Origin of the sequence: Micromonospora citrea (assembly GCF_900090315.1) — a bacterium.
Classification (GTDB): domain Bacteria; phylum Actinomycetota; class Actinomycetes; order Mycobacteriales; family Micromonosporaceae; genus Micromonospora; species Micromonospora citrea.
Genome location: NZ_FMHZ01000002.1, coordinates 4,996,242 through 5,021,989, shown reverse-complemented (window position 1 = coordinate 5,021,989; position 25,748 = coordinate 4,996,242). Strand labels below are relative to the sequence as shown.

Sequence of the window (25,748 nt, the reverse complement as noted above, 5' to 3'; positions counted from 1 at the left end):
ACGTCCGGCACCTCCGGGCGCGGCGTGCGTCTTCTCCTGGTTCGCGTTCAGGACTGGGAGCAACCATGCGAGACGACACCACCACCCGGTGGCGCACACTCGACGTCGTCGTCGCCGCGGTGATCGCGGTGGCGTTCGGCGTCATCTTCTGGGCCTGGGGCCTGCTGTGGCGGGCCGTCGACCCCGCGTTCGCCTTCTTCCCGGCCGGTCAGGCGATCATGTACGGCGTGTGGCTGGTTCCCGCCGTGCTCGGCGGCCTGGTGGTCCGCAAGCCCGGGGCGGCGCTCTTCTGCGAGGCGGTGGCCGCGACGGTCTCCGCGCTGCTCGGCTCGGAGTGGGGCGGCATCACCATCGTCCAGGGCCTGATCCAGGGGCTGGGCGCCGAGTTGGCGTTCGCCGCGTTCCGGTACCGCTCGTTCCGGCTGCCCACCGCGCTGCTCGCCGGCGCGCTGACCGGCCTGGGCGCGGCGCTGTTCGACTTCTTCGTCTGGAACGTCGACTACGCGCTCGGCAGCTACCGCATCCCGTACGCCCTGCTCACCGTCGTCAGCGCGACGATCGTCGCCGGCGCCGGCGGCTGGGCCCTGACCCGCGCCCTGGCCACCACGGGCGCCCTGGACCGCTTCCCCGCCGCCCGCGACCGCCCCCTGATCTAACCCCACCCCACCCCACCCCCACCCACGGACCCGGCCGCGTTGATCATGACGTTATCGCCGCGACACGCCGCACCGGATGACGACAACGTCATGATCAACGCCTGTGGGCAGGCGGGAAGGAGGGCGGCGTGGGGGCGGTGACGCTGCGGGGGTTCGGGTGGCGGCACGCCGGGCGCCGGGCCTGGGCGGTGCGCGGGGTCGACCTGCGCGTCGAGTTGGGCGAGCGGGTGCTGCTGCTCGGGCCGTCGGGGGCCGGCAAGAGCACGCTGCTCGCCGCGCTGGCCGGGCTGCTACCCGAGGACTCGGGCGAGCAGGAGGGCACCGTCGAGATCGACGGCCTCGACCCCCGCAAGGGCCGGGAGCGGGTGGGCATCGTCTTCCAGGACCCGGAGACCCAGCTCGTGATGGCCCGCAGCGGCGACGACGTGGCGTTCGGGCTGGAGAACCGCGGGGTGCCCGCCGAGGAGATCTGGCCGCGCGTCGACGAGGCGCTGACCCGGGTCGGCTTCCCCTACCACCGGGACCGGCCCACCGCCGCCCTCTCCGGCGGCGAGCAGCAGCGACTCGCCCTGGCCGGCGTGCTGGCCCTGCGGCCGGGGCTGCTGCTGCTCGACGAGCCGACCGCCAACCTGGACCCGACCGGCGCCGCGCTGATCCGGGCGGCGGTGGCCGGCGCCCTGGACGCCGACACCACCCTGATCCTGGTCGAGCACCGGGTCGCCGAGGCGCTGCCGCTGGTCGACCGGGTGGTCGTGCTCGAACCCGGCGGCGGCGTCCGCGCGGACGGCCCGCCCGAGGCCGTCTTCGGCGCGCACGGCGACGCGCTCGCCGCGGAGGGCGTCTGGGTGCCCGGCCGGCCCGTACCGCCCCGACACGCGACCGCCCCGGCCGGCGACGTGCTGCTCACCGCCGACCGGCTCGGCCTGCCGCCCCGGCTGGCCGCCGTCGACCTGACCGTACGCGCCGGCGAGGCGCTCGCCGTGCTGGGCCCGAACGGGGCCGGGAAGTCCACCCTCGCGCTGCTGCTCGGCGGGCTGCTGAAGCCGGGCGTCGGGCGGGTCGCGGCGACGGCGGCACTGGCCGGCGCCGACGCCCGCACTCCCCCGCACCGCTGGCGCGCCCCGGCGCTGGCCCGCCGGATCGGCTCGGTCTTCCAGGACCCGGAGCACCAGTTCGTCACCAACACCGTCTTCGACGAGCTGGCCCTCGGCCCGCGCCGCACCGGCCAGCCCGAGGCGGCGGTCCGCTCCACCGTGGACGCGCTACTGTCCCGACTGCGGTTGACGAAACTCGCCGCGGCCAACCCGTACACCCTCTCGGGCGGGGAGGCGCGGCGGCTGAGCGTGGCGACGGCCCTGGCCACCGCGCCCCGCCTGCTCGTCTGCGACGAACCGACCTTCGGCCAGGACCGGCGGACCTGGCTGGAGCTGGTGGACCTCTTCGCCGAGCTGCGCGACGCCGGGCACGGCCTCGTCGCCGTCACCCACGACGCGGAGTTCGTCGCCGCCCTGGCGGACCGGCGCCTGACCCTGGACCGGCCGTGACCGGCCCACGCACCGGCACCCGGGCGGTGCCTCGCCCCGGACCGGCCGTGACCGGTCTGCCGACCGACCCCGGCCCCCGAACGGCGCTCGCCCCCAGGCCGGCCGTGACCGGCCCGTCGACCGATCCCGGTTCCCGAGCGGCCCGTCGCCAGGGAACAGCCCTCACCAGCCCCAACTCGGCCTCGCACCATGGCCGGCCCGCTCGTCGGGAGTCGTCGTGATCAGTCTGGAGCCGGTCGCCACCCCGGACGCGCCGCTGGCCCGGCGCAACCCGGTGGCGAAGCTCGCCGCGGCGCTGGTGTTCTCGTTCATCCTGATCGCCACCCTGGACCCGGTGGCCCCGGCGATCGCGATCGCCGTCGAACTGGCCGTGCTGCCGCTGTTCGGCGTTCGCCTCCGGGTGCTGGCCCGGCGGGCGCTGCCGCTGCTCGTCGGCGCGGTCGGCATCGTGGTGACGCTTGTGCTCTTCGCGGCCGAGCGCTCCGGCCGGGTGCTGGTCGAGGCCGGTCCGGCGGTGGTCACCTCCGGGGTGCTGCTCACCGCGCTCGGCCTGGTGCTGCGCATGTTCGCCGTGGCGCTGCCCGGCGTGATCGTGTTCGCCACCACCGACCCGACCGACCTGGCCGACGCCCTGGTCCAGAACGCGAAGGCGCCCGCCCGCTTCGCCATCGGGGCGCTGGCGGCGTTCCGGCTGGTGCCGCTGCTCGGCCAGGAGTGGCAGATGATCTCCATGGCCCGCCGCGCCCGAGGGGTGGAGGCGGGACGCAGCCCGCTGGCGAAGCTGCGGCTGTTCGCCTCGACTGCGTTCGCGCTGCTGGTCGGCGCGATCCGCCGGGGTACCCGGCTGGCCGTGGCGATGGACGCCCGGGGCTTCGACGCCGGCACCCCGCGCACTGTCGCCCGCCGGCAGCGCTTCGTCGCCGCCGACGCGCTGCTGATCGCCGCAGCCGCGGCGCTCGCCGGGGCGGCGCTGACGGTCAGCGTGCTCCTCGGCACCTTCCGCCCGCTGATCGGCTGAGGCGCGCCGGCGAGCGCCCCGATCTCCGTCGGCCGGGCCTTCCGTGCCGTCCAGACGGACCGGACCGTCCGGGCCGGCCGGGCCGGCCAGGCCGTTCAGACCGGCCGGGCCGTCCGGGCCGTCCCGGACAGGCGTTTCGGGCCGGGTGGGATCGCCGCGGCGACCCCACCCGGCGGGCCCTGTCAGCTACGCCGGAAGGCGTAGCGGCGGGCCTGGCCGGCCCGCTGGCCGCGCGATCCGCCGGCGCGGACGGCACCGGCGACCGGCGGGCCGGCCTTCGGCGCCGCCGGCCGGGCGGCAGGCAGCGCCGGCACAGCCGGCGTGACCTGCGCGACCGCCACCTCGTCGAGGTTGACCGGCGTCAGGTCCGCGACGGACGGCACGGGCTGGTTGGTACGGGACTTCTTCGGGTTACGCCTGGCGGGCATCCGGTGCCTCCTCGGTCTGTGGGCCGTCCCGGCCCGGCGCTACGTCCGGTGTACGGGTGCCCACGTCGTTGGGCGACCGTCGGGCTGCGACGGTCGAACGGAAAGGGACTGCTCCCCGGGTGCGACCTGGAAGGACACCGCCGCGTCGGCGGCAGGTGGGAATGCGGACGCCCGGGAGCAAGCGGACCGCGCCGCAGGAGCGGCGGGCCGGCTCGGAGGTGGGGCGTCAGTTACGCATGCCCACACACTAACCGACCGGCACCGCCGCGCGCACGCGAATTGACGGCACCGCCGTGCGGGCGCGAATCACCGACACGGGCCCGTTGGCGGTGCCTCCCTCCGTACGGGAGCGGGCCCGACGCGGTACGCCACGCGGCGGTGACGGCTGCCGAACACGGCCTCGCACCCGCCGCGCGCCGCGATACGGTCGCAGCGACAGGTGTCGTGGGAGCCCGGCATGCCGCTCACCGGCGAGTGGCGGCCGGCGGCGGGAGGGCGGCGGACGGATGGCCGAGCGGGCGACGGCGCAGATCGGCGTGACCGGGCTGGCGGTGATGGGCCGCAACCTGGCCCGGAACCTGGCCCGCAACGGCTTCACCGTGGCGGTGCACAACCGCTCGCCGGAGCGCACCCGCAGCCTGGTCGACGAGCACGGCGACGAGGGGCGGTTCCTGCCGGCCGAGTCGATGGCCGACTTCGTCGCCGCGCTGGAGCGGCCCCGGGCGGTGATCGTGATGGTCAAGGCGGGCGGCCCCACCGACGCCGTGATCGACGAGTTGGTCCCGCTGCTCGACTCCGGCGACATCGTCGTCGACTGCGGCAACGCGCACTTCGCCGACACCCGCCGACGGGAGGAGGCGCTGCGGAGCCACGGGCTGCACTTCGTCGGCACCGGTGTCTCCGGGGGCGAGGAGGGCGCGCTGCACGGCCCGAGCATCATGCCCGGCGGCTCCGCGGAGTCGTACCGCAAGCTCGGCCCGATCTTCGAGAAGATCGCCGCGCAGGTGGACGGGGTGCCGTGCTGCCGGCACATCGGGCCGGACGGGGCCGGGCACTTCGTCAAGATGGTGCACAACGGCATCGAGTACGCCGACATGCAGCTCATCGCCGAGGCGTACGACCTGCTGCGGGCCGGGCTGTCGGCGGAGCCGGCGGAGATCGCGGAGATCTTCCGTGGCTGGAACTCCGGCGAGTTGGAGTCCTTCCTCATCGAGATCACCGCGGACGTGCTGGCGCACACCGACGCGGCCACCGGGCGGGCGTTCGTGGACGTCGTGCTGGACCGCGCCGAGCAGAAGGGCACCGGCCGGTGGACGGTGCAGAGCGCCCTCGACCTCGGCATCCCGATCACCGGCATCGCCGAGGCGACCTTCGCCCGGTCGCTGTCCGGGCACGCCGACCAGCGCGCGGCGGCGCGCCGGGCGTTCCCGGACGCGGGCGAGAGGTGGCAGGTCGGCGACCGGGAGACGTTCGTCGAGGACGTGCGGCGCGCGCTGCTCGCCTCCAAGATCGTCGCGTACGCGCAGGGCTTCGACCACATCCGCGCCGGCTCCCGGGAGTACGACTGGGGCATCGACCTGGGCGGCACCGCGACGATCTGGCGGGGCGGCTGCATCATCCGGGCCCGCTTCCTCGACCGCATCCGGCAGGCGTACGACGAGCAGCCGGAGCTGCCGACGCTGCTGGTCGCGCCGTGGTTCGCCGACACGGTCGACGACGGCGTGCCGAGCTGGCGGCGGGTCGTCGCCGACGCGGCCCGGGCCGGGGTGCCGGCGCCGGCGTTCGCCTCGTCGCTCGCGTACTTCGACGCGCTGCGCGCGGAGCGGCTCCCGGCGGCGCTGATCCAGGGGCTGCGGGACAACTTCGGCGCGCACACCTACCACCGCGTGGACCGCGACGGCACCTTCCACACCCGCTGGGCCGCCGACCGCACCGAAGTCCAACCCTGACCCGCCCGCCCCCCCTCCCTGCCGCCCCCCTCCCTACCGCCCCCACCAGCCTCGCCGGCCCAGCCCCACCACCCCGCCACCCCCGCGATACCCACCGCCCGCGATCTTGCAGTTTCTGCCCCGTGAATGACCGCAAAGGCCGCGTCACGGGGGCCGAAAGTGCAAGATCGCGGGAGGGTGCGGGGGCGCGGAGGGGGCGGGGGTCAGGCGAGGGTGGCGTGCATCTCCCAGACCAGGATCTCGGCCGGCTCGGTGGCGGTGACTCGTCGCCCGCCCGTCATGGTGAGCCGGGCGGCGTCGCCGGTGCCGAGCGGACCGCTGCCCTCCAAGGCGACCGCGCCGGTCGGCACGTACAGGTGGACGAAGGGCGCGTCGGGCAGATCCACCGCGTCGCCGGGTTCGAGGCGGGCGGCGTGCAGGGCGGCGAGGCGGTTGCGGATTCGGATCGCCGCGGCCCCGTCGTGGCGTTCCATTCCGGAGGCCACGGGCACCAGGGCGCCGCGCAGGAGCCGGTCGTCGATCTCGAGCTGCTCGTACCCGGGGTCGACGCCCTGTTCGTCCGGCAGCACCCACATCTGCACGAAGTGCACGGGGTCGGTGTGCGGGTCGCGGCCGTCGAGCCGCCAGGAGTCGTTCTTCTCGGAGTGCAGGATGCCGCTCCCGGCGCTCATCCGCTGCGCCAGCCCCGGGTAGATCACCCCGGAGTGACCGGTCGAGTCCTGGTGCACCAACGACCCGCGCAGCACCCAGGTGACGATCTCCATGTCCTGGTGGGGATGCGTCTCGAAGCCGGCGCCCGGCCGGACCACGTCGTCGTTGTTGACCAGCAGCAGACCGTGGTGGGTGTTGGCCGGGTCGTAGTGCCGCGAGAACGAGAAGGAGTGCTTCGAGTCGAGCCAGGAGATGCGGGTGGCGAAGCGGTCGGCGGCCCGTCGGACGTCGACGGCCGGCGCGGGAGCCGTCACCAGGCTCGCTGCCCGGTGTCGGTGGGCGCCCAGGTGAGCGCCGGCTCGCCCGTGGCCAGTTCGGCGATCTCGCCGGAGCGCAGCCGTGGCGCGTGGCCGAGCTCCTGGCAGTGCTGCTCGGCGATCTCGGCGCAGATCTCGGCCGCCTGCTCGCAGATCGGGTCGCCGAGGTCGGCGGCGCTCAACGCCATGATCATCTTGTGCCGGAGATCCCGCATCCCCACCCCCGAGGCTCGACGCGGCCCGGGGCGTCCGCCCCGCTTCCCGATCCTAGGCACCGCGCCCCGGTCCCCCGCGTCCAAACCGCGAACACCGGCCCAGCACGCGACCGCGCCCGAGCGGCTGGCGGAGCGTTCCGGCACAGGGCCAAGCCGCAAGACCGCGCGATCGCTGGGCTGGGGATCTCGCCACGGGGGGCCGCCGCGGGCGGCGCAACCCGCACGATCGCCGGGCGGGCGCATCCCGCCCCGGGAGCCGTCGCGGACGGCACAACCCGCACCATCGCCGGGCGGGTCACGGCGGAGGGGTGGGCCGGTGATCGGGATGGGGCGCGGTCAGCGTCGCGCGCGGCGACGCTGACCGGCGAGGCGTCAGAAGAAGCGGCGGCGCTTCGCCTTCTGCGGGCGGAGCATGTCGGCGCCCTTGTTGAGCAGGCGGCTCACCCCGGACGGGCCGCGGCGGGCCTCCAGCGTGTGGCTGAGTCGACGCGCGCCGGCCGCCGCCAGCGGCACCGCGACCGCCATCAGCGCCCACTGGGCGATACGCTTCTGGATCATGTGGGTTCACCTCCGTCAGTGGCTGCTGACCGAGGTGGTACCCCGCGCGGCGGGGCGGTAAGCCTCAGGTCGGCGGGGCGACCGGATTGGGCAGCGCGCCGCCGAAGCGACGGTCCCGCTGGGCGTACAGCTCGCAGGCGTACCAGAGGTGCCGGCGGTCGAAGTCGGGCCACAGCGTGTCGAGGAACACCAGTTCGGCGTACGCGGTCTGCCAGAGCAGGTAGTTGGAGATCCGCTGCTCCCCGGAGGGGCGCAGGAACAGGTCCACCTCGGGGACCTCCGGGTGGTAGAGGTACTTCGCCACCGTCTTCTCGGTGACCTTCGCCGGGTCGAGCCGGCCCGCGGCCGCGTCGCGGGCGATGGCGGCGGCGGCATCGGCGATCTCGGCCTGCCCGCCGTAGTTGACGCAGAACTGGAGGGTCAGCGTCGAGTTTCCCCGCGACATCTCCTCCGCCGTCTGCAGCTCGGAGATGACGCTCTTCCAGAGCCGCCCGGCGCGCCCGGACCAGACCACCCGCACCCCGAGGTCGACCAGCTGGTCGCGGCGGCGGCGGATGACGTCCCGGTTGAAGCCCATCAGGAAGCGGACCTCGTCGGGCGAGCGCCGCCAGTTCTCGGTGGAGAAGGCGTACGCCGAGAGGTAGGGGATGCCCAGCTCGATGGCGCCCTCGATCGTGTCGAAGAGGGAGAACTCCCCCGCCTCGTGGCCCTTGGTGCGGGGCAGCCCGCGTTCCTTGGCCCACCGGCCGTTGCCGTCCATCACCACGGCGACGTGCCGCGGCACCGCCTCGGCGGGCAGCGCAGGCGGCCGGGCGCCCGACGGGTGCGGCGTCGGCGGCACCGGCTCGCGCCGGCCGGCCCTCATCGATCGGATCACTCGCTTCTCTCCCTGCTCACGCCGTCCGCTCCGGCCCGACGCCACGGGGCGGCGGGACCGGGCCGGCCGCGCCACCGCCCGGCGGCGGGACCGGGCCGGGCGTCGGGGCACCCCGGTCGACCAGCGGCAGCGAGCGTAGCGCGCGTTCGAGGTGCCACTGCAGGTGCGCCGCGACGAGGCCGCTGCACTCCCGGCGTACGCCGGTCTCGGTGGCGTCGGCGACCCGCCAGTCGCCGGTGGTCAGCGCGGACATCAGGTCGATGGTGGCCGGGGCGGGGTGGGCCGCGCCGGGGGGCCGGCAGTCCGGGCAGACCGCGCCCCCGGCCGGCACGGAGAACGCCCGGTGCCGCCCGGGCGTGCCGCAGACGGCGCAGGCGGTCAACGCCGGCGCCCAGCCCGCGAGGGTCATCCCGCGCAGCAGGTACGCGTCGAGCACCAACGTGGTGTCGTGGCTGCCGTCGGAGAGCGCCCGCAGCGCGCCCAGGGTCAGCTGGAACAGCCGCAGCGACGGCTCCCGCTCGACGGGGGTGAGCCGCTCGGCTGTCTCGGCGATCGCGCTGGCGGCCGTGTAGCGGGGATAGTCGCCGAAAAACCGCTTGCCGTAGAGGTCGATGCCCTCGACCTGGCTGACCGTGTGCAGCGAGCTGCCCTGGTTGCCCTTCGGGTCGCCGGCGAGCTGGAGGTCGACGTGCCCGAACGGCTCCAGCCGGGCGCCGAACTTGCTGGTGGTGCGGCGGATCCCCCGGGCCACGGCCCGCAGCCGGCCGTGCCGGCGGGTGAGCAGGGTGATGATCCGGTCGGACTCGCCGAGCTTCTGCACACGCAGGACCACCGCGTCGTCGCGGTAGAGCTGTCGGCGGTAACCGGGCATCGGACCATTCTCTCTCGGGGTGCGAAATCAGGGTCGGCTCGGGGTGGACGCGCGGAGAACCCCGATGCGCGGCGCTCACGCCGCCTCGTAGCGTGCTCGCATGGCTCTCCACCGGACCGCCGCGACGATCGCCGTGGCCGCCACCCTGATCGTCTCCGCCGGGTGCGACAACCTGGCCTCCCGCCGGCTCGACTACGACAGCACCGAGGCGGTCCGGATCAGCACCGTGCGGGTGCTGCCGGGGGCCGGTGACATCACCGTCCGCGCCATCGGCGTGCCGGGCGAGGTGCGGATCAAGCGGGTGGTGCGCTACCACGGAGGCCAGCCCGACGCGACGTACGAGGTGACGGGCTCCGAGCTGGTGCTGGACACGGACTGCGGCAACGACTGCAGCGTCTCCTACGAGGTCATCGCCCCGGAGGGCGTTGCCGTGAAGGGCGAGACCGGCTCCGGCGACGTCGACCTGAGCAAGGTCGGTCCGGTGGAGATGACACTCGGGTCCGGCAACATCCGGGTGAGCGGCGCCGACGGCCCCGTCCGGGCCGAGACCGGCTCGGGCGACGTCCGGGTGACCGATGCCGGCGACACGGTCACCATCCGGACCGGCTCGGGCAACATCGAGGTGGAGGACGCCCCGGCGGCCGTGACCCTGCGGGCCGGCTCCGGCGACATCACCGGGCGCCGGCTCGGCGCGGGAGCGGACGCCGAGGCGGGGTCCGGCAACATCACGCTCGACCTGGGCGTGCCCGCCTCCGCGCGGGCGCACACCTCCAGCGGGGACATCGAGCTCGTCGTGCCGGCGGGCCGCTACCAGGTCCGCTCCGACGCCGACGGCGGGGAGACCAAGCTGGGCGTGAGCCACGATCCGTCCGCCCCGCTGGTGCTCGACCTCTCCACCGGCGGGGGCGACCAGACGGTCACCCAGCGCTGATCTCGACGGTCTCCGGCTCCCGGGCCACGCGGGGCGCCGGCGCGGTGGCGCGCCCCGCGACCCGGCCGCCGGAGCCCACCACCGGGCCACGAGAGCCCACGCCCGGACCGGCGGAGCCCACGGCCGGGCCACGAGAGCCCACGCCCGGACCGGCGGAGCCCACGGCCGGGCCACCGGGCATCAGCTCCGGCGGTCGGCGGGCCGCCACGTCCTCGACCCACCCGACCAGGGCGGTCACCACCGCGACCAGCGCGAAGACCAGCGCCACCCGGATCGCCAGGCCGACCGGGTCCTGGTGCGACCAGCCCACCACGTCCACCAGCGGGGTGAGCGCCACCACGAACGGCATGTGCCACAGGTATACGGTGAGCGCCCGCCGGTTGAACACGGTCACCACCCGGCCGAACAGCGCGCTGCGGTCCACCCAGGAGGCGCTCGCTGGCCCCCGGCCGAGCAGGACGAGGACGAAGGCCGCCGACCAGAGGGCGTTGCCCAGGGGGTTGTCGTTCAGGTCGTACCCGCGAGGGCCCGGGTGGGTGACGATCCAGGCGGCACCGGCGGCGGCGAGGGCCAGCGCGACCGGCACCAGCACCCGGTTGGCCAGGCGGCGCAGCATGCCCGCCTGGTGGGCGAAGCCGAGCAGCCAGGCGCCGAAGTAGAGCCCGAAGTGGTGCAGCGCCACCGGCAGCGCCGGCAGCAGGCCCAGTTCGGCCGCGGCGATCAGGGCGTACGGCGCGACCAGCGTGGGCACCGGGGCGCGGCGGAACAGCCAGAGGGCCACCGGGGAGGCGAGCACGAACCAGAGGTAGTCGCGCAGGTACCAGATCACGCTGAGCGCGATCGCGCCCCAGCCGTTGGCCGGCGGGTCGGCGACGGGGAAGAGCCAGAGCAGCACCTTCGGGCTCAACGGCAGCCCGGTGAGCAGCATGGCGGGCACGAAGACGGCGGCGACCACCCAGAGCGACGGCAGCAGGCGCCGCAGCCGGCGGACGACCGCCCCCGGCCCCCAGCGGTGCAGCGAGGCGGCCATCAGGGAGCCGGCCAGCGCGAACATCACCGACATCGCCGGGAAGACGAGGGTCAGGGTGGCCCATCCGGTGACGTGGTAGACGACGACTCGAACGATGGCCAGGAAGCGGAGCAGGTCCAGGTATCGGTTTCGCATCAGCCTGCATCTATGTCCGGGGGCACGGGGGCTGTTCCTTTCCCTACCCTCCGGAGCGACACCGGCAAACGGCCGGCGGCCCGACGAAACGTGAGATGTCCCATTCGGCCGACCGGTACCGATCACGGCCGGGTCTCCGGGCCGGGGCGCGCCCCGACCCGGAGCCGGTCAGAAGCCCAGCTTGCGCAGCTGCTTCGGGTCGCGCTGCCAGTCCTTCGCCACCCGGACGTGCAGGTCCAGGTAGACCCGGGTGCCGAGCAGCTCCTCGATCTGCCGCCGCGCGGTCGTGCCGACCTCCTTGAGCCGGCTGGCCCGGTGGCCGATCACGATCGCCTTCTGGCTGGGCCGCTCGACGTACACGTCGGCATAGATCTTCGTGAGCCTGCCCTCGGGGATCATCTCCTCGACGACCACCGCGATGGAGTGCGGCAGCTCGTCGCGGACGCCCTCCAGGGCGGCCTCACGGATCAGCTCGGCGACCAGCACCTGCTCCGGGTCGTCGGTGAGCATGTCGTCCGGATAGAGCTGCGGCGACTCGGGCAGGTAGCGGGTCATCACCTCGACCAGCGTGTCCACCTGGTGCCCGGAGACCGCGCTGACCGGCACCACCTCGGCGAACTCGCCCAGCTCGCTGACGGCGAGCAACTGCTCCGCGAGCCGCTTGCGATCCACCAGGTCGGTCTTGGTCACCACCGCCAGCACCGTGGCCTTCAGCTCGGCCAGCTCCCCGGTGATGAACCGGTCGCCGCGCCCGATCGGCTCGTCCGCCGGGATGCACAGGCCGATCACGTCGACCTCGCTCCACGTCTGCCGCACCAGGTCGTTCAGGCGCTCGCCGAGCAGCGTGCGGGGACGGTGCAGGCCCGGGGTGTCGACCAGGACGAGCTGGGAGTCGGGGCGGTGCAGGACGGCCCGGATGACGTGCCGGGTGGTCTGCGGCTTGTTCGAGGTGATGGCGATCTTCTGCCCGACGATCGCGTTGGTCAGCGTCGACTTCCCGGCGTTCGGCCGGCCGACGAAACAGGCGAAACCGGCCCGGTACGGGGGCCGCTGCGGGTCGCTCACGCCGCCGCCCCGTCCCGCTGGCCGGCGCGCGTCGCCGCCCGGCAGCTCACTCGACCACCGTGCCCAGGACGGTGCCGTCCGGCGCGGCCACGTGGATCGGCGCGTCGGCGGCGAGGTCCCGCACCGCCGCGTGCCCGGCGCCGTCGAGCGTCGACGCCTCGGTCACCACCACGGCGGCCTCCAGCCGGCTCGCGCCGGCCGCCGCCGCCGAGGCCACCGCGAGCTGGAGCGCGGTGATCGTCAGCGAGGGCAGGGAGACGCTGGCCGCGGCGTACGTCCGGCCGTCCTGGTCGCGCACCGCCGCGCCCTCCACGGCACCCACCCGGCCGCGCGCGCCCCGGGCCAGGACGACCAGCTTGCCGTCCTCGGCGCTCAGCTCGACCGGTTCGGACGGGGTGGGCCGGGCGGCCGGCACGGCGGGTGACTCAGGCATCGGCGGGTTGCCTCTCCTCGGATCGGTTCGTGTCGTCCCGGGGCTCGGCGTGCTCGCCGCGGCCCGGGGCTTCCTGCGTGTCGGTCGACTTCACCCGGCTCACCAGTACGGTGTCTATCCGGTTGCGTCGGCCGGTGGTGCCCTCGGCGATCAGCCGGAGACCGGCGACCTCGACCTGCGCCCCGGGGATAGGGACGCGGCCCAGGGACTGGGCGAGCAGGCCGCCGACGGTCTCCACCTCGTCGGTGGGCAGTTCGGTGTCGAACAGCTCGCCCAGATCCTCCACCGGGAGCCGCGCGGTGACCCGCACCGCCCCGTCGTCGAGGTGCTCGACCGGCGGACGCTCGACATCGTACTCGTCGGTGATCTCGCCGACGATCTCCTCCAGGATGTCCTCGATGGTGACCAGCCCGCCGGTGCCGCCGTACTCGTCGACGACGATGACCAGGTGGTTGCGGGCGGCCTGCATCTCCGAGAGCAGGTCGTCGACCGGCTTGGACTCCGGCACGAAGGTGGCCGGGCGCATCAGCTCGGCGACGGGGAGCCGGCGGTCCTCCGGGGCGCCGCCCTGGGTGCGCCGGATCAGGTCCTTGAGGTAGAGCACGCCGAGCACGTCGTCGACGCTCTCGCCGATGACCGGGATCCGGGAGAACCCGGAGCGCAGAAAGAGCGCCAGCGCCTGGGAGAGCGTCTTGCGTTCCTCGATCCACACCATCTCGGTGCGCGGCACCATCACCTCGCGGGCGATCGTGTCGCCCAGCGCGAAGACCGAGTGGATCATCTGGCGTTCGCCGTGCTCCACGACGCCGCGCTGCTCGGCGAGGTCGACCAGCTCGCGCAGCTCCACCTGGGTGGCGAACGGCCCCTCCCGGAAGCCGCGCCCCGGGGTGACCGCGTTGCCGATCAGGATCAGCAGCGAGGCCAGCGGGTTCAGCGCCCGGCCCAGCCAGCGCACCAGCGGCGCGACGGAGCGCCCGACCACGTACGCGTGCTGCCGGCCGATGGTGCGCGGCCCGACCCCGACCACCACGAAGCTGATCACGGTCATCGCGCCGGCGGTGACCAGCGCCGCACGCCAGCCGGCGCCGAAGGTGTCGACCGCGACGAGCGCCACCAGGGTGGTGGCGGTCAGCTCGGCGAGCAGCCGCAGCAGCAGGAGCAGGTTGAGGTGGCGGACCACGTCGCCGGCGACGACCTGGAGCGTGCGCGCGCCCCGCACGCCGTCGCGGGCCAGCTCGGCGGCGCGGGCGGGCGAGACCGCGGCGAGGGCCGCCTCGGTCATCGCGATCAGGCCGGCCAGCACCACCAGGCCCGCCGCGGAGACCAGCAGTTGCAGGTCGGGCAGGCCGGTGGCACCTGCCGCCAGTGTCGGGGTGGCCATCACCGGGACCGGGTCGACCGCCAGCTCGCCAGCAGTCGGGCCTGGAGCGCGAACATCTCCCGTTCCTCCTCCGGCTCGGCATGGTCGTAGCCGAGCAGGTGCAGCACCCCGTGCACGGTGAGCAGGTGCAGCTCGTCGGCGGCGGAGTGCCCGGCGGTGGCCGCCTGCTTGGCCGCCACCTCCGGGCAGAGCACGATGTCGCCGAGCAACGCCGGCTCGCCGCCGGCCGCGGTGCTCTCGCCCGGCCCGTGGTCGACGCTGCCCTCGTCCATGGGGAAGGCGAGCACGTCGGTCGGGCCGTCGCCGCCCATCCACCGGTGGTTGAGCTCGGTCATGTAGTCGATGTCGACCAGCAGCACGGAGAGCTCGGCGAGGGGGTTGACCCCCATCTCGTCGAGGGCGTGCCGGGCGACGGCGAGCACGGCGTCGGTGTCGACGTCGACGCCGGACTCGTTGGCGATCTCGATGGACAACTGTCTTCCCTCGGTGGTCTAGCGGCGCCGGCCGGCCCGGCCGCCCTGGGCTGTCCGCCCGGGCACGGCGTGCACGCTCTGCGCCTGCTGGTTCTCCCGCTCGGCGTCCCAGCGGGCGTACGCGTCGACGATCTCCCCGACCAGCCGGTGGCGGACCACGTCGGAGCTGGAGAGCTGGGCGAAGTGCACGTCCTCGACGTTCTCCAGGATCTCCCGGACCACCCGCAGGCCGCTGGTCGTCCCGCCGGGAAGGTCCACCTGGGTGACGTCACCGGTGACGACGATCTTGGAGTTGAAGCCGAGCCGGGTCAGGAACATCTTCATCTGCTCGGGCGTCGTGTTCTGCGCCTCGTCGAGGATGATGAAGGCGTCGTTCAAGGTGTTGTGCGTGACCAGGAAGTCATCGGTCACGTACAGCGAGTCTTCCGCCGCCACCTGGATGCACATCGTCTCCTGCACACCCGCCGGGATGATCGAGTCGATGAAACGCATGGGCCTGCCGCCACCGCCCTCGTCGTACAGCCGTCGCTTACGGGACAGGCGGAACGGCGCCACACCGGCGGGAAGCCGGATCTCCACGACGTAGGCGTCGGCACGGTAGGGAACCGGACGACCCTTGGCCAGCCCGGGCTTGCGCCCCTCGGCCTCCCGGACCCGCCAAGTGGCCACTCCGCCGAGCGACTGGACCAGGTGCACCACGTCGTCTCGCAGCCGCGGGGACGTCGTCGAGTACTGCACCCGACACGTACGCCCCGCCTGGACGACCAGCCCGCCGTCCGTGTCCAGCAGCCCCTGAAGCACGGCCAGCCGGACGCCGACACTGTTGTTCTTGTAGACGTCGGGCACGAACTTCGTGCCCGGCTTGGCCCCGGCCAGGCCCAACTCACGGACGGCGAGCGTCACCGGGTTGGCGACGATCACCCCGCCCCGGTGCCCGTTGACGTGCCGGAGGACGTAGTCGTAGCCGCCCGTGCGGACGACTTCGATGTCGGGCAGCGCGTCCTCGAGCGCGACGGCGAGCTCCGGATCCGACGTGCAGAAGGCGGGCGTCGCTCGGGACGAGATCGAGCCGTCACCGAGCAGCAGACCGAGGGCGTACGGATCGAGCGGGACGTCCTGCGGCTCCAGGTGCACGGGCGCCACGACCGGGAGTTCGTACCGTCGGGCGTGCCCCCGCCACTCCTTGCCGATCATCTCTCGCGTCTCGAGAGTGCGCCGACGGCCGCGCCGTTTGTCGTCGGGAGTGGCGACGGTCCAGAGGTGCTCACCGCAACAGACGGTGGATGCCCCGTCCTGCGTGGTGACCCGGTAGACCTGCTTCGGGCCCTGCGGATAGATGCCGATCACCGGCGTGGGCGCGCCGTTCGAGCCGATGACCAGGTCACCGATCCGCAGCGAACCGAACGGCTTGAAGCCCTCCGGGGTCAACACCCGGGCGTCGTACGGCTGCGCTCGGCCCCTCATGTATGCCAGCGGCGCGACCTCGATCGTGCCCGCCGCCATCAGCTTGGGGATGGAGTCCGGGTCGAGCATGTCGTGCAGCGCGTCGTAGAGCGGGCGCAGGTAGGGGTCGATCTTCTCGTTGAGCGTGCCGGGCAGGAAGCCGAGCCGCTCCCCCGCCTCGACCGCCGGCCGGGTGAGGATGATCCGGTTGACCTGCTTCGCCTGCAACGCCTGGACGGCCTTGGCCATGGCCAGGTAGGTCTTGCCGGTGCCCGCGGGGCCGATGCCGAAGACGATGGTGTGCGCGTCGATCGCGTCGACGTACTTCTTCTGCCCCAGCGTCTTGGGACGGATGGTGCGCCCGCGCCGCGAGAGGATGTTGAGCGTCAGGACCTCGGCGGGCCGCTCGGCGCCACCCTGCTCGAGCATGCCGACGGTACGCCGGACGGCGTCAGTGGTCAGGGTCTCGCCTTTCTCGATGAGTTCGAGCAGCTCGCTGAAGACCCGCTCGGCGAGGGCGTTGTCGGCGGGGGCGCCGGTGATGGTGATCTCGTTGCCCCGCACGTGCACGTCGCTGTTGACGGAGCGCTCGACCAGTCGCAGGATCTCGTCGCCCGCGCCCAGCAGGTTGACCATGATCTTGGGATCCGGGACGGTGATCCTGGTCTGCACCCGGGGCGGGCCGGGAGGTGGGGTGCCGGTCATAGGTCGGGCCGAAGGGCCCTGCGCCACCTGCTCTCGATCTCGTTGCCGGGCCTGCCGGCGCGGCGTGCTGACGTTGGCTCCATCGTATCGGTTCGACAGGGGCGGCACCGCGCCCATTTCCGCGCGCGCGGCACGCCCGCCCGGACCGGCCAGACGGCCGCGAAGGCGGACACAGCGGGCAGCCCCGGCCCGACCGGGACATGCGGGACGGCCTTCAGGAGCCGACGCGGAAGTCGTACCGGTCGAAGGTCTCCTGGGCGCGGGTGAACCGGTAGGTCGCCCAGTGCATCCGGACCACCGCCCCGCTCTCGTCCCGGGTGAGCCGCAGCAGCTCGCCCACCTCGCGGCCCGAGACCGTGCGGTAGACGTCGGGCCGGTCCGGCAGCGGCGCGAAGACCGCCGGCGGCTTCCCCGCCGGGTCGTCCGCGCCCCGGGCGCGCAGCGCGCCGTCGTGCCAGGAGAAGACGTACTCGAAGCCCTCGCCCCACCAGCGCCCCAGCAGCCCGCGTACGTCCGGCGGGGCGGGCGGGCCCGGCCGCCACGGCGCGATGTCGGCGGGATCGTGCTCGACGGCGGCGGACAGCAGCCGGTGCGGCAGGTCGAGAACCTCGGCGGCCGTGCCGGAGGAGCCGAGCACCGCCACGCCCATCGCGCCGGGCGTCCCCTCGCCGCCGCGCCGGCCGTAGACGCCGGCCAGGAAGCCGGGCATCGCGCCGTCGTGCCCGACGTGCATGATCCGCCTGCCCTGCGGCACCAGGATCAGCCCGAGCCCGAAGCCGCCCGACCAGAGCGTCTCGTCGGTGACCGTCGCCGGCCAGCGCATCTCCTCGAGCGTGGCCGGGGCGAGCACCGCGCCCGCCGGGTCCAGCGCCGCCGGGTCGGCGAGGAAGGCCGCCCAGCGGGCCATGTCGGAGGCGGTGCCCCAGAGCTGCGCCGCCGGGCCCACCGCGCCGAAGTCGGTGGGCGGCTCCGGGTGCGCCTCGTCGGAGTACGCGTCGACCAGGAAACCGGTCGCCGCGTGCGGGCCCGGCGTCACCGAGGTGTCGGCCAGCCCCAGCGGGGTCAGCACCCGCTCGGCGAGCACCTCCGCCCAGGTGCCGCCGCGCAGGTGCCCGACGAGCCGACCGAGCAGCGCCATGCCGAGGTTGGAGTAGTGGTAGCGGCGGCCCGGCGGCAGCACCCGCTCGGCCCGGGCCAGGTCGGCGACCAGCTCGTCGACGTCGGGGGCGCGCAGGGTGTCCCAGACGTCGCCGTACGGCTCCCGCTGCAGGCCGGCGGTGTGCGACAGCAGTCGGCGCACGGTCAGCTCGCCGTGGGCCGGCAGGTCCAGGTGGCGGCCCAGCGGGTCGTCCAGGTCGAGCAGGCCGTCGTCGCGGCACTGGAGGGTCAGCACGGCGGTGAACGTCTTGGTGACCGAGCCGATCCGGAACCGCGTGCCCGGCCCCAGCTCGGTGTCGTTGCCGGTGCCGCCGACCACACACGTCCACAGCGGGCGGTCCGCCCGGTGCAGGGCCACCGAGACCGCCGGCACCCGGGCCTGCGCCTGCACCGCGCGCACCAGCCGGGACAGGCGTTCGTCGATCCCCGTCACGCGAGGTCCCGGGCCAGCATCGGGCCCAGCGGCGCGCCGCCGAGCACGTGGGCGTGCGCGTGGAAGACCTCCTGGCCGCCGTACGCGCCGGTGTTGAACATCAGCCGGAAGCCGTCGCCGAGCAGCCCCTCGTCCTCGGCCACCGCGGCGGCCGTGGCGAGCACCTCGCCGGCCAGCGCCGGGTCGCCCTGGGCGAGCGTCGCCACGTCGGCGTAGTGCTCCTTCGGGATGACCAGCACGTGCACGGGCGCCTTGGGGTCGATGTCGCGGAAGGCGAGCGTGGCGGCGGTTTCCCGGACGACGGTGGCCGGGATCTCCCCGGCGACGATCCGGCAGAACAGGCAGTCGGTTCCCATCGGGGCAGTGTAAGGAAGGGCACCCCGCCAGCGCCTGCGTGGCGGACGGGTCCCTTCCCCGCCCCTCGGGCCGGCACGGCATGATGGCCGGCGTGACTTCACGGGCGGTACTGGTGACGGGGGCCTCGCGCGGCATCGGGCGGGCGGTGGCGAGCGCGTTCGCCGCGGGCGGCGACCGGGTGGCGATCCACCACCGGGACTCCGCGGTGGCGGCCGAGCGGCTGCGCGCCGAACTGCCCGGCGAGGGGCACGTGGTGGTGCGCGCCGACCTGACCGACCCGGACGCCGTACGCGCCATGGTCGACGAGGCCGCCGGCCTGCTGGGCGGGCTGGACGTGCTGGTCAACAACGCCGGCGTGTACGGCGAGCGGGACGCCCCGCACCCCGTCTTCGGCGCCTCCTACGAGCAGTGGCGACAGCAGTGGCGGCAGGTGGTCGAGACCAACCTGACCGGCGCGGGCAACGTCATCTGGTGCGCCGCACAGCACATGCGCGACGGGGGCGGCCGGATCGTCAACGTCTCCTCCCGGGGAGCCTTCCGGGGCGAGCCGGAGCAGCCCGCGTACGGGGCCAGCAAGGCGGGACTGAACGCGCTGGGGCAGTCGCTGGCCGTGGCCCTCGCCCCGTACGGCATCACCGTCGCCACGGTCGCCCCGGGCTTCGTGGAGACCGACATGACGACCGAGCACCTGCGCGGCGAGCGGGGCGCCGCGATCCGGGCGCAGAGCCCGTTCAACCGGGTGGCCCGCCCCGAGGAGATCGCCGCCGCCGTGCACTGGCTGGCCAGCCCCGGGGCGGAGTGGGCCTCCGGCACGATCGTCGACCTCAACGGCGCGTCCTACCTGCGCACCTGACCGTCCGTCGCGCCCGGGTGCGCGGGCCGGGTCACCAGCGGGCGAGGCGGGTGGCGAGCACCGAGAGGGCGGCCACGCCGGCCGTCGAGGTGCGCAGCACCGAGGAACCCAGGCGTACGGCGCGGGCGCCGGCCCCGGTGAAGGCGTCCAGCTCGGCGTCGGCGATGCCGCCCTCCGGGCCGACGACCAGCACGATCTCGCCGGTGGCGGGCAGCTCGGCCGTGGTCAGCCGCTCCTGCGCCTCCTCGTGCAGCACGAACGCCGCGGCGGCCCCGGCGATCCGGCGCGCGACCCGGGCGGTCGACTCGTCCGGGGTGCCCGCCACCACGGGCAGCCAGGCGCGCCGGGCCTGCTTGGCCGCCTCCCGGGCGGTCGCCGCCCACTTCTCCCGCGCCCGTACGCCCCGCTCGCCGCGCCACTGGGTGACCGAGCGGGCCGCCGCCCAGGGCACGATCTCGTCCACCCCGACCTCGGTCATCGCCTGCACGGCCAGCTCGCCCCGGTCGCCCTTGGCGATGCCCTGCACCACCACGAGGCGTGGGACGGACGCGTCGGCGTACCCCCGGGAGGTGATCTCCAGGTCGAGCGTGCCCCGGCCGACGGCGGTGACCACGGCGGCGGCCGTGCCACCGCGCCCGTCGGCGAGCAGCAGCTCCTCGCCGACGCGCAGGCGTTGCACGGTGGCGGCGTGGTGCCCCTCGGGGCCGTCGAGGGTCAGCCGGTCGGCGGTGGGCAGCGACTCGACCAGGAACAGCGGTGCGGACACGATCAACAGGCTAGCCGTCCCCGGCTGCTCCGGGGACGGCGAGCCGTCGGTCAGGCGTGACCGTTGAACGCGTCGCGCATCCGGGAGAAGAAGCCGCCCTGCTTGGTCAGCTCGGCGACCTCCTCGCCCCGGGTCTTGGCGAAGTCGCGCAGCATCCGTTCCTGGTCGGCGTCGAGCTTGGTCGGGGTGCGCACGTCGAGGTGGACGTAGAGGTCGCCCCGGCCGGTGCCGCGCAGGTGCGGCACGCCCCGGGCGCGCAGCCGCAGCGTGCTGCCCGGCTGGGTGCCGGCCTTGACGTCGACGGTCTCCTCGCTGTCGAGCGTCTTGATGGTCAGCCGCGTGCCCAGCGCCGCCGCCGTCATCGGCACGGTGACCCGGCAGTGCAGGTCGTCGCCCTTGCGGGAGTAGACGTCGTGCGGCCGCTCGTGGATCTCCACGTACAGGTCGCCGGCCGTGCCGCCGCCCGGGCCGACCTCGCCCTGCTGGGCGAGTCGGATGCGCATGCCGTCCTCGACGCCGGCCGGGATCTTGACGGTCAGCGAACGCCGGGTGCGGACGCGGCCGTCGCCGGCGCAGGTCGGGCAGGGATGCGGGATGGTGGTGCCGTAGCCCTGGCAGACCGTGCACGGCCGGGCGGAGACCACCTGGCCGAGGAAGGTGCGCTGCACGGACTGCACCTCGCCCCGGCCGCCGCACGCCTCGCAGGTGGCGAGGTGGGTGCCGGCGGCGGTACCGGCGCCGGAGCAGGTGGTGCAGAGCACGGCGGTGTCGACCGTGATCGGCGCCTCGACGCCGAACGCGGTCTCGTGCAGGTCCAGCTCCAGCCGCAGGATCGCGTCGGCGCCCGGCCGGGTCCGGGGTCGGGGACCCCGCGAACCGCCGGCCGCACCGCCGAAGAAGGCGTCCATGATGTCCTGGAAGCCGACGAACGGGCCGGCGCCGCCGGGACCGCCCGGGCCGCCCGCGCCCCCGCCGCCCGGGGCGAGCGGGTCGCCGCCCAGGTCGACGATCTGCCGTTTCCGGTCGTCCGAGAGGACCTCGTACGCGGCGTTGATGTCCTTGAACTTCTCCTGGGCCTCCGGGTCCGGATTGACGTCCGGGTGGAACTGCCGCGCCAGCTTGCGGTAGGCGCGCTTGATCTCGTCGTCGGAGGCTTCCCGGCCAACCCCGAGAATGCCGTAGTAGTCCCTGGCCACTGCGTTCCGTGTCCTCATGTTCGTCTCGCGTTGCGCCGGTCGTCGGCCGGAGCCGGCCGTCGGCCCTGACTGGTCAGTTCTGGGCCAGCAGCTCGCCCACGTAGCGTGCCACGGCCCGCACCGTGGCGATGGTGCCGGGGTAGTCCATCCGGGTCGGCCCGAGCACGCCGAGGCCGCCGACGCTGGTCGAGCCCGGGCCGTAGCCGGTGCTGACCACCGAGGCGGCGCGCAGGTTGTCGATCTCGTTCTCGTCGCCGATCAGCACCCGCGTCGTGCTCGGCTCCGCCTCGCCGATCAGCTTGAGCATCACGACCTCCTCCTCCAGCGCCTCCAGGATGGGGCGCAGCGAGCCCTGGAAGTCGAGCAGGCCGCCGCGGGTGAGGTTGGCGGTGCCGGCCAGCGCGATCCGCTCCTCGTGCCGCTCGATCAGCGTCTCCAGCAGCACCGTGGAGAGGGTGGTCATGGCGGGCCGCAGGTGCGGCACCGACTCGTCGACCAGCGCCTGCACCAGCGGCGGGGTCTCCGACATCCGGGTGCCGACCAGCTTCTCGTTGACCAGCCGGCGCAGGTCCGTGACGTCCTCGGCGGGGATCGGCGCGGGCAGCTCGACCAGCCGCTGCTCGACCCGCCCGGTGTCGGCGATCATGACCAGCATGAGCCGCGTCGTGGAGATCGGCACCAGCTCCAGGTGGCGCACCGAGGAGCGGGCCAGCGACGGGTACTGCACGACGGCGACCTGCCGGGTGAGCTGCGCCAGCAGCCGGACGGTGCGGTGCACCACGTCGTCGAGGTCGACGGCGCCGACCAGGAAGCGCTCGATCGCCCGGCGCTCGGCCGGGCTGAGCGGCTTGACCCGGGACAGCCGGTCCACGAAGAGCCGGTAGCCGCGGTCGGTGGGCACCCGGCCGGCGCTGGTGTGCGGCTGGCGGATGTAGCCCTCCTCCTCCAGCACGGCCATGTCGTTGCGGACGGTCGCCGGGGAGACCCCGAGTTGGTGCCGCTCGACCAGCGCCTTGCTGCCGACGGGCTCCTGCGTGGCGACGTAGTCCTCGACGATCGCGCGCAGCACGGCGAGTTTGCGCTCGTCGAGACCCATCCTCCCCACCTCCCTGTCGCACGTCGGGCCCGGCACCCGAGGGGCCGGGCGGGCCGCTGGCACTCGTCCGTAGCGAGTGCCAGTCTACGTCGGCGCGCCCGGCCACGCGATGATCGACCTTGGACCGGTCGTCCGAGGCGTGCCGGGGGACGGCCGGGGCGACGGCCGCCAGGGCCGATCATCCCGACAACCCGGCCGGTGTCGCTCTGGTGCGGCCTTGCCGGCTGCACCTACCGTGACGTCCATGACTGAACCACCTCGCCCTCCCGGAGCGGGGGACCCCGGCGACCGGCCGGACCTGGCCGCTCCGTCGGGGGTTCCCGGCCCGCCCGGCGCCGACGAACCCACCGCACCACTGTCCGGGGCACCGAGCCCGGGCGGCCATCCCCCGCCCGGTGGCCATCCGCCGCCCGTCGGTGACCAACCGCCGTCGGGTGGCTACCCGCCGCCGGGTGGCTATCCCCCGCCGGGCGGCTATCCCCCGCCAGGCGGCTATCCCCCGCCAGGCGGCTATCCCCCGCCGGGCGGTGGCTACGGCGCGCCCACCGCCGGCTACGCCAGCAACGACGACAAGAACTGGGCCCTGATCGCCCACTTCGGCGGCGCGCTCGGGGTGATCGTCGGCGGCGGCCTCCTCGGCTGGGTGGCGCCGCTCATCGCGCTGATGACCCGGGGTCAGCAGTCGCCGACCGCCCGGGCGCACGCCGTCGCGGCGCTGAACTTCCAGATCACCTGGGCGATCGCGAGCGTGCTGAGCTGGGTGCTCACCCTGATCACCTGCGGGATCCTGTTCTTCGTCCCGATGCTCGTCTGGCTCGTGCCGCTGATCTTCGGGATCATCGGCGGGGTCAAGGCCAACGAGGGCGTCCTCTACCGCTACCCGATGAGCTACAGCTTCACCAGGTGAGCCGGCGCCGGCCGCTCCCCCGGCCGGCCCCGGCCACGTCCCACCGGCCGCTCAGGGCAGCAGGTCGCGGACCACCGCGTCGGCGAGCAGCCGCCCGCGCAGGGTCAGCACGGCGCGGCCCGCCGCGTACCCGGGGGCGGCCAGCAGGCCGTCGGCGAGCGCCCGCGCGGCCCCGGCCCGGCCCGCGTCGTCCAGCGCGGCCAGGGGCAGCCCCGAGGCGAGGCGCAGCCGGAGCATGACGTCCTCCATGTGCGCCTCGTCGGCGGTCAGCACCTCCCGGGCCAGGCCGGGCGACTCGCCGGCGGCCAGCCGCTTCGCGTACGTCGTGGGGTGCTTGACGTTCCACCAGCGCACACCGCCGACGTGGCTGTGCGCGCCCGGGCCGAGGCCCCACCAGTCGGCGCCGGTCCAGTAGAGCAGGTTGTGGCGGCACCGGGCCGCCTCGCCGCGAGCCCAGTTCGACACCTCGTACCAGGAGAGACCGGCCGCGCCGAGGGCGGCCTCCGCGGCGAGGTAGCGGTCCGCGGCGACGTCGTCGGAGGGGTACGGCAGCTCGCCGCGCCGCATCCGGGCGGCCAGCCGGGTGCCGTCCTCCACGATCAGGGCGTACGCGCTGACGTGGTCCACCCCGGCGGCGACGACCTGGTCGAGGGAGGCGGCGAAGTCGGCCTCGGTCTCCCCCGGCGTGCCGTAGATGAGGTCCAGGTTGACGTGGTCGAACCCCGCCTCGCGGGCCTCGCGGGCGGCGGCGACGGCCCGGCCGGCGCTGTGCGTGCGGTCGAGGATCGCCAGCACCCCGGGGGCGGCGGACTGCATGCCCAGCGAGATCCGGGTGTAGCCGGCGGCCCGCAGCGCCCTGAGCGACTCCGGCGTGACCGACTCCGGGTTGGCCTCGGTGGTCACCTCGGCGTCGGGCGCGAGCCCCCAGGTGCGGTCGATGCCGTCGAGGATCCGCGCCAGGTCGTCGGCGGGGAGCAGGGTCGGGGTGCCGCCGCCGACGAAGACCGTGTCGACCCGGGGTGGTGGGGCGTCGCCCAGCACCCGGCGGGCGAGCGCCAGCTCGGCCAGCACGGTGTCGGCGTACCCCTCCCGGCTCGCGCCGCCGCCCAGCTCGGCGGCGGTGTACGTGTTGAAGTCGCAGTAGCCGCAGCGGCTGGCGCAGAACGGCACGTGCACGTACACGCCGAAGCCGCGTGCGCCGACGGCACGGGTGGCGGTGGCGGGCAGCGACCCGTCGACGGGGACGGTTTCGCCTTCTGGAAGGACGCCGGGCATGGCCACTAGTGTGCCCTTCCATGACCTCTCCCGACGTGCTCGTACGGGCCGCCACGGCCCGCGGGGTGACCACGCTCACCCTGGACAGCCCGCACAACCGCAACGCGCTCTCCACGCCGCTGATGACCCAGCTGCTGGCCGGGCTCGCCGAGGCGGTCGCCGACGACGCCGTACGCGTGATCGTGCTGGACCACACCGGTCCGGTCTTCTGCTCGGGTGCGGACCTGAAGGAGACGGCCGCCGCGTACGCCAGCGGAACGGTGCCGGCGGGGATGCTGGGCGACGTGCTCGCGGCGGTCTGGGAGTGCCCGAAGCCGGTGGTGGCGAAGGTGGCGGGGCCGGCCCGGGCCGGCGGGCTGGGCCTGATCGCGGCGGCCGACCTGGCGGTGTGCGCGCGGGAGGCGACGTTCGCCTTCACCGAGGTGCGGATCGGGGTGGTCCCGGCGGTGATCTCCGCGACCGTGCTGCCCCGGCTGCACCCCCGCGCGGCGGCCGAGCTCTACCTGACCGGGGACACCTTCGACGGCCGGCGGGCGGCGGAGATCGGGCTGGTCACCGCCGCGGTGCCGGCGGACGGGCTGGACGCCGCCGTCGCCGGATACTGCGACTCGCTGGTGCGGGGGGCGCCCCGCGCGCTGGCCGGGGCGAAGGAGCTGCTGCGCCGGCGGCCCGCCGCCGACCTGCGGGAGGAGATCGCCGGGCTGTCGACGCTGTCGACCGGCTACTTCCTGTCGGAGGAGGGCCGCGAGGGCGTGCTGGCGTTCCGGGAGAAGCGTCCGGCACGCTGGGTGCCCGCCGCCGACGGCGACGCCGAGGCGGACGCCGGCCGGTAGCGGGCGGACCCGCCGTGGGCGAACGGGCTGGGCGACGCCGTGCCGGGGTCCGACGGCTCGCCGGGGCCGGCAGGTGAGGCCGTGCCGGAAACGGGAAACGTGGGGCTCACCCCCGCCAGGCCCGTGGAGGGCCGTGGTTGCGGCGGGTCGGCCGGCCAGCGCTCCGCCCGGCCGGGCACCGGAACCGGTCGGAC

Annotated in this window: 25 protein-coding genes and 3 pseudogenes; 8 read left to right on the top strand and 20 right to left on the bottom strand. The window is 74.6% G+C overall.

The features are described from left to right. Positions 1 to 65: 65 nt before the first annotated feature. The 3 genes from GA0070606_RS23060 to GA0070606_RS23050 all read left to right on the top strand — a co-directional run bounded on the left by GA0070606_RS23060 (position 66) and on the right by GA0070606_RS23050 (position 3,218). Positions 66 to 656: an ECF transporter S component gene (locus GA0070606_RS23060; RefSeq protein ID WP_091104113.1), complete on the top strand. Its 591-nt coding sequence runs from the start codon at positions 66 to 68 to the stop codon at positions 654 to 656. 128 nt (positions 657 to 784) lie between these two features. Then, the gene (locus GA0070606_RS23055) at positions 785 to 2,200 is read left to right on the top strand and encodes an ABC transporter ATP-binding protein (protein WP_091104110.1); all 1,416 of its coding nucleotides are present in this window, start codon (positions 785 to 787) and stop codon (positions 2,198 to 2,200) included. Between the two features lie 217 nt (positions 2,201 to 2,417). Continuing rightward, on the top strand, positions 2,418 to 3,218 hold the full coding sequence (locus GA0070606_RS23050) for an energy-coupling factor transporter transmembrane component T family protein (protein ID WP_091104107.1): 801 nt from the start codon (positions 2,418 to 2,420) through the stop codon (positions 3,216 to 3,218). 182 nt (positions 3,219 to 3,400) lie between these two features. Here GA0070606_RS23050 and GA0070606_RS23045 read toward each other — a convergent pair whose 3' ends face one another. After that, entirely contained in the window at positions 3,401 to 3,646 is a 246-nt protein-coding gene (locus GA0070606_RS23045) for a hypothetical protein (protein WP_091104104.1), read from the bottom strand. Between the two features lie 506 nt (positions 3,647 to 4,152). Between GA0070606_RS23045 and gndA the strand changes: the two genes are divergently transcribed. Continuing rightward, entirely contained in the window at positions 4,153 to 5,595 is a 1,443-nt protein-coding gene (gene gndA / locus GA0070606_RS23040) for an NADP-dependent phosphogluconate dehydrogenase (RefSeq protein WP_091104103.1), read from the top strand. A gap of 203 nt (positions 5,596 to 5,798) precedes the next feature. On the opposite strand, the gene GA0070606_RS23035 is transcribed toward gndA, so the two are convergent. The 5 genes from GA0070606_RS23035 to recO form a co-directional block, all read right to left on the bottom strand. Continuing rightward, positions 5,799 to 6,560 (bottom strand): pirin family protein, encoded by a 762-nt coding sequence (locus GA0070606_RS23035; RefSeq protein ID WP_091104100.1) that lies wholly within the window; start codon positions 6,558 to 6,560, stop codon positions 5,799 to 5,801. After that, positions 6,557 to 6,778, bottom strand: a complete 222-nt coding sequence (locus tag GA0070606_RS23030; protein WP_091104098.1) for a thioredoxin reductase — start codon at positions 6,776 to 6,778, stop codon at positions 6,557 to 6,559. Before GA0070606_RS23030 ends, GA0070606_RS23035 begins: the two co-directional genes overlap by 4 nt. Positions 6,779 to 7,150: 372 nt before the next feature. Further along, entirely contained in the window at positions 7,151 to 7,336 is a 186-nt protein-coding gene (locus tag GA0070606_RS23025; protein ID WP_091104095.1) for a hypothetical protein, read from the bottom strand. A gap of 64 nt (positions 7,337 to 7,400) precedes the next feature. Beyond that, a complete protein-coding gene (locus tag GA0070606_RS23020; RefSeq protein WP_091108057.1) occupies positions 7,401 to 8,201 on the bottom strand; it encodes an isoprenyl transferase in 801 nt (266 codons plus the stop codon). 28 nt (positions 8,202 to 8,229) lie between these two features. Further along, a complete protein-coding gene (gene recO, locus GA0070606_RS23015) occupies positions 8,230 to 9,084 on the bottom strand; it encodes a DNA repair protein RecO (protein ID WP_091104092.1) in 855 nt (284 codons plus the stop codon). Positions 9,085 to 9,184: 100 nt separating this feature from the next. On the opposite strand from recO, the gene GA0070606_RS23010 reads away from it, so the two are divergent. Continuing rightward, positions 9,185 to 10,015, top strand: coding sequence for a DUF4097 family beta strand repeat-containing protein (locus GA0070606_RS23010; RefSeq protein ID WP_091104090.1), 831 nt, complete (start codon positions 9,185 to 9,187; stop codon positions 10,013 to 10,015). On the opposite strand, the gene GA0070606_RS23005 is transcribed toward GA0070606_RS23010, so the two are convergent. The 10 genes and pseudogenes from GA0070606_RS23005 to GA0070606_RS22970 all read right to left on the bottom strand — a co-directional run bounded on the left by GA0070606_RS23005 (position 10,002) and on the right by GA0070606_RS22970 (position 18,627). Then, entirely contained in the window at positions 10,002 to 11,180 is a 1,179-nt protein-coding gene (locus tag GA0070606_RS23005; RefSeq protein ID WP_091104087.1) for an acyltransferase family protein, read from the bottom strand. The genes GA0070606_RS23010 and GA0070606_RS23005 overlap by 14 nt on opposite strands. Positions 11,181 to 11,348: 168 nt before the next feature. After that, a complete protein-coding gene (era, locus tag GA0070606_RS23000; RefSeq protein ID WP_091104084.1) occupies positions 11,349 to 12,245 on the bottom strand; it encodes a GTPase Era in 897 nt (298 codons plus the stop codon). A 46-nt stretch (positions 12,246 to 12,291) separates the two neighbouring features. After that, positions 12,292 to 12,678, bottom strand: coding sequence for a cytidine deaminase (locus tag GA0070606_RS22995; RefSeq protein ID WP_091104082.1), 387 nt, complete (start codon positions 12,676 to 12,678; stop codon positions 12,292 to 12,294). Then, positions 12,671 to 14,083, bottom strand: a complete 1,413-nt coding sequence (locus GA0070606_RS22990) for a hemolysin family protein (protein ID WP_091108055.1) — start codon at positions 14,081 to 14,083, stop codon at positions 12,671 to 12,673. The genes GA0070606_RS22995 and GA0070606_RS22990 overlap by 8 nt, the downstream gene beginning before the upstream one ends. Next, entirely contained in the window at positions 14,059 to 14,532 is a 474-nt protein-coding gene (ybeY, locus tag GA0070606_RS22985) for an rRNA maturation RNase YbeY (protein WP_091104080.1), read from the bottom strand. Before ybeY ends, GA0070606_RS22990 begins: the two co-directional genes overlap by 25 nt. Positions 14,533 to 14,550: 18 nt before the next feature. After that, a pseudogene (locus GA0070606_RS33455) lies at positions 14,551 to 14,913 on the bottom strand (PhoH family protein); the annotation flags it as partial. A 264-nt stretch (positions 14,914 to 15,177) separates the two neighbouring features. After that, positions 15,178 to 15,726: pseudogene (locus GA0070606_RS33450) on the bottom strand (LAGLIDADG family homing endonuclease); the annotation flags it as partial. A 207-nt stretch (positions 15,727 to 15,933) separates the two neighbouring features. After that, positions 15,934 to 16,680 (bottom strand): annotated as a pseudogene (locus GA0070606_RS33445) (PhoH family protein); the annotation flags it as partial. A 214-nt stretch (positions 16,681 to 16,894) separates the two neighbouring features. After that, complete coding sequence (locus GA0070606_RS22975; protein ID WP_091104075.1) at positions 16,895 to 18,271, bottom strand: serine hydrolase domain-containing protein; 1,377 nt, start codon at positions 18,269 to 18,271, stop codon at positions 16,895 to 16,897. Continuing rightward, complete coding sequence (locus GA0070606_RS22970; protein WP_091104073.1) at positions 18,268 to 18,627, bottom strand: histidine triad nucleotide-binding protein; 360 nt, start codon at positions 18,625 to 18,627, stop codon at positions 18,268 to 18,270. The genes GA0070606_RS22975 and GA0070606_RS22970 overlap by 4 nt, the downstream gene beginning before the upstream one ends. Before the next feature lie 92 nt (positions 18,628 to 18,719). On the opposite strand from GA0070606_RS22970, the gene GA0070606_RS22965 reads away from it, so the two are divergent. Then, positions 18,720 to 19,481: an SDR family oxidoreductase gene (locus GA0070606_RS22965; RefSeq protein WP_091108053.1), complete on the top strand. Its 762-nt coding sequence runs from the start codon at positions 18,720 to 18,722 to the stop codon at positions 19,479 to 19,481. Positions 19,482 to 19,512: 31 nt separating this feature from the next. On the opposite strand, the gene GA0070606_RS22960 is transcribed toward GA0070606_RS22965, so the two are convergent. From GA0070606_RS22960 to hrcA, 3 genes are all read right to left on the bottom strand, one after another. Then, positions 19,513 to 20,247 (bottom strand): 16S rRNA (uracil(1498)-N(3))-methyltransferase, encoded by a 735-nt coding sequence (locus GA0070606_RS22960; protein WP_091104070.1) that lies wholly within the window; start codon positions 20,245 to 20,247, stop codon positions 19,513 to 19,515. A 50-nt stretch (positions 20,248 to 20,297) separates the two neighbouring features. Next, entirely contained in the window at positions 20,298 to 21,443 is a 1,146-nt protein-coding gene (gene dnaJ, locus GA0070606_RS22955) for a molecular chaperone DnaJ (protein ID WP_176737568.1), read from the bottom strand. A 73-nt stretch (positions 21,444 to 21,516) separates the two neighbouring features. Next, the gene (gene hrcA, locus GA0070606_RS22950; protein ID WP_091104064.1) at positions 21,517 to 22,539 is read right to left on the bottom strand and encodes a heat-inducible transcriptional repressor HrcA; all 1,023 of its coding nucleotides are present in this window, start codon (positions 22,537 to 22,539) and stop codon (positions 21,517 to 21,519) included. Between the two features lie 244 nt (positions 22,540 to 22,783). On the opposite strand from hrcA, the gene GA0070606_RS33765 reads away from it, so the two are divergent. Continuing rightward, positions 22,784 to 23,446: a DUF4870 domain-containing protein gene (locus GA0070606_RS33765; protein WP_091104062.1), complete on the top strand. Its 663-nt coding sequence runs from the start codon at positions 22,784 to 22,786 to the stop codon at positions 23,444 to 23,446. A 51-nt stretch (positions 23,447 to 23,497) separates the two neighbouring features. Here the strand turns inward: GA0070606_RS33765 and hemW are convergent, their stop codons facing one another. Next, a complete protein-coding gene (gene hemW / locus GA0070606_RS22940; protein ID WP_091108051.1) occupies positions 23,498 to 24,721 on the bottom strand; it encodes a radical SAM family heme chaperone HemW in 1,224 nt (407 codons plus the stop codon). Positions 24,722 to 24,741: 20 nt separating this feature from the next. On the opposite strand from hemW, the gene GA0070606_RS22935 reads away from it, so the two are divergent. Then, positions 24,742 to 25,554: an enoyl-CoA hydratase-related protein gene (locus tag GA0070606_RS22935; RefSeq protein ID WP_091104058.1), complete on the top strand. Its 813-nt coding sequence runs from the start codon at positions 24,742 to 24,744 to the stop codon at positions 25,552 to 25,554. The last annotated feature ends 194 nt before the right edge of the window (positions 25,555 to 25,748 follow it).

Coding starts and splice junctions, on each gene's coding strand:
- GA0070606_RS23060 (WP_091104113.1), top strand. CDS start 66: ATGCGAGACGACACCACCACCCGGTGGCGCACACTCGACGTCGTCGTC.
- GA0070606_RS23045 (WP_091104104.1), bottom strand. CDS start 3,646: ATGCCCGCCAGGCGTAACCCGAAGAAGTCCCGTACCAACCAGCCCGTG.
- gndA (WP_091104103.1), top strand. CDS start 4,153: ATGGCCGAGCGGGCGACGGCGCAGATCGGCGTGACCGGGCTGGCGGTG.
- GA0070606_RS23030 (WP_091104098.1), bottom strand. CDS start 6,778: ATGCGGGATCTCCGGCACAAGATGATCATGGCGTTGAGCGCCGCCGAC.
- GA0070606_RS23025 (WP_091104095.1), bottom strand. CDS start 7,336: ATGATCCAGAAGCGTATCGCCCAGTGGGCGCTGATGGCGGTCGCGGTG.
- GA0070606_RS23020 (WP_091108057.1), bottom strand. CDS start 8,201: ATGAGGGCCGGCCGGCGCGAGCCGGTGCCGCCGACGCCGCACCCGTCG.
- recO (WP_091104092.1), bottom strand. CDS start 9,084: ATGCCCGGTTACCGCCGACAGCTCTACCGCGACGACGCGGTGGTCCTG.
- GA0070606_RS23010 (WP_091104090.1), top strand. CDS start 9,185: ATGGCTCTCCACCGGACCGCCGCGACGATCGCCGTGGCCGCCACCCTG.
- GA0070606_RS23005 (WP_091104087.1), bottom strand. CDS start 11,180: ATGCGAAACCGATACCTGGACCTGCTCCGCTTCCTGGCCATCGTTCGA.
- GA0070606_RS22995 (WP_091104082.1), bottom strand. CDS start 12,678: ATGCCTGAGTCACCCGCCGTGCCGGCCGCCCGGCCCACCCCGTCCGAA.
- GA0070606_RS22970 (WP_091104073.1), bottom strand. CDS start 18,627: ATGGGAACCGACTGCCTGTTCTGCCGGATCGTCGCCGGGGAGATCCCG.
- hrcA (WP_091104064.1), bottom strand. CDS start 22,539: ATGGGTCTCGACGAGCGCAAACTCGCCGTGCTGCGCGCGATCGTCGAG.
- GA0070606_RS33765 (WP_091104062.1), top strand. CDS start 22,784: ATGACTGAACCACCTCGCCCTCCCGGAGCGGGGGACCCCGGCGACCGG.
- hemW (WP_091108051.1), bottom strand. CDS start 24,721: ATGCCCGGCGTCCTTCCAGAAGGCGAAACCGTCCCCGTCGACGGGTCG.
- GA0070606_RS22935 (WP_091104058.1), top strand. CDS start 24,742: ATGACCTCTCCCGACGTGCTCGTACGGGCCGCCACGGCCCGCGGGGTG.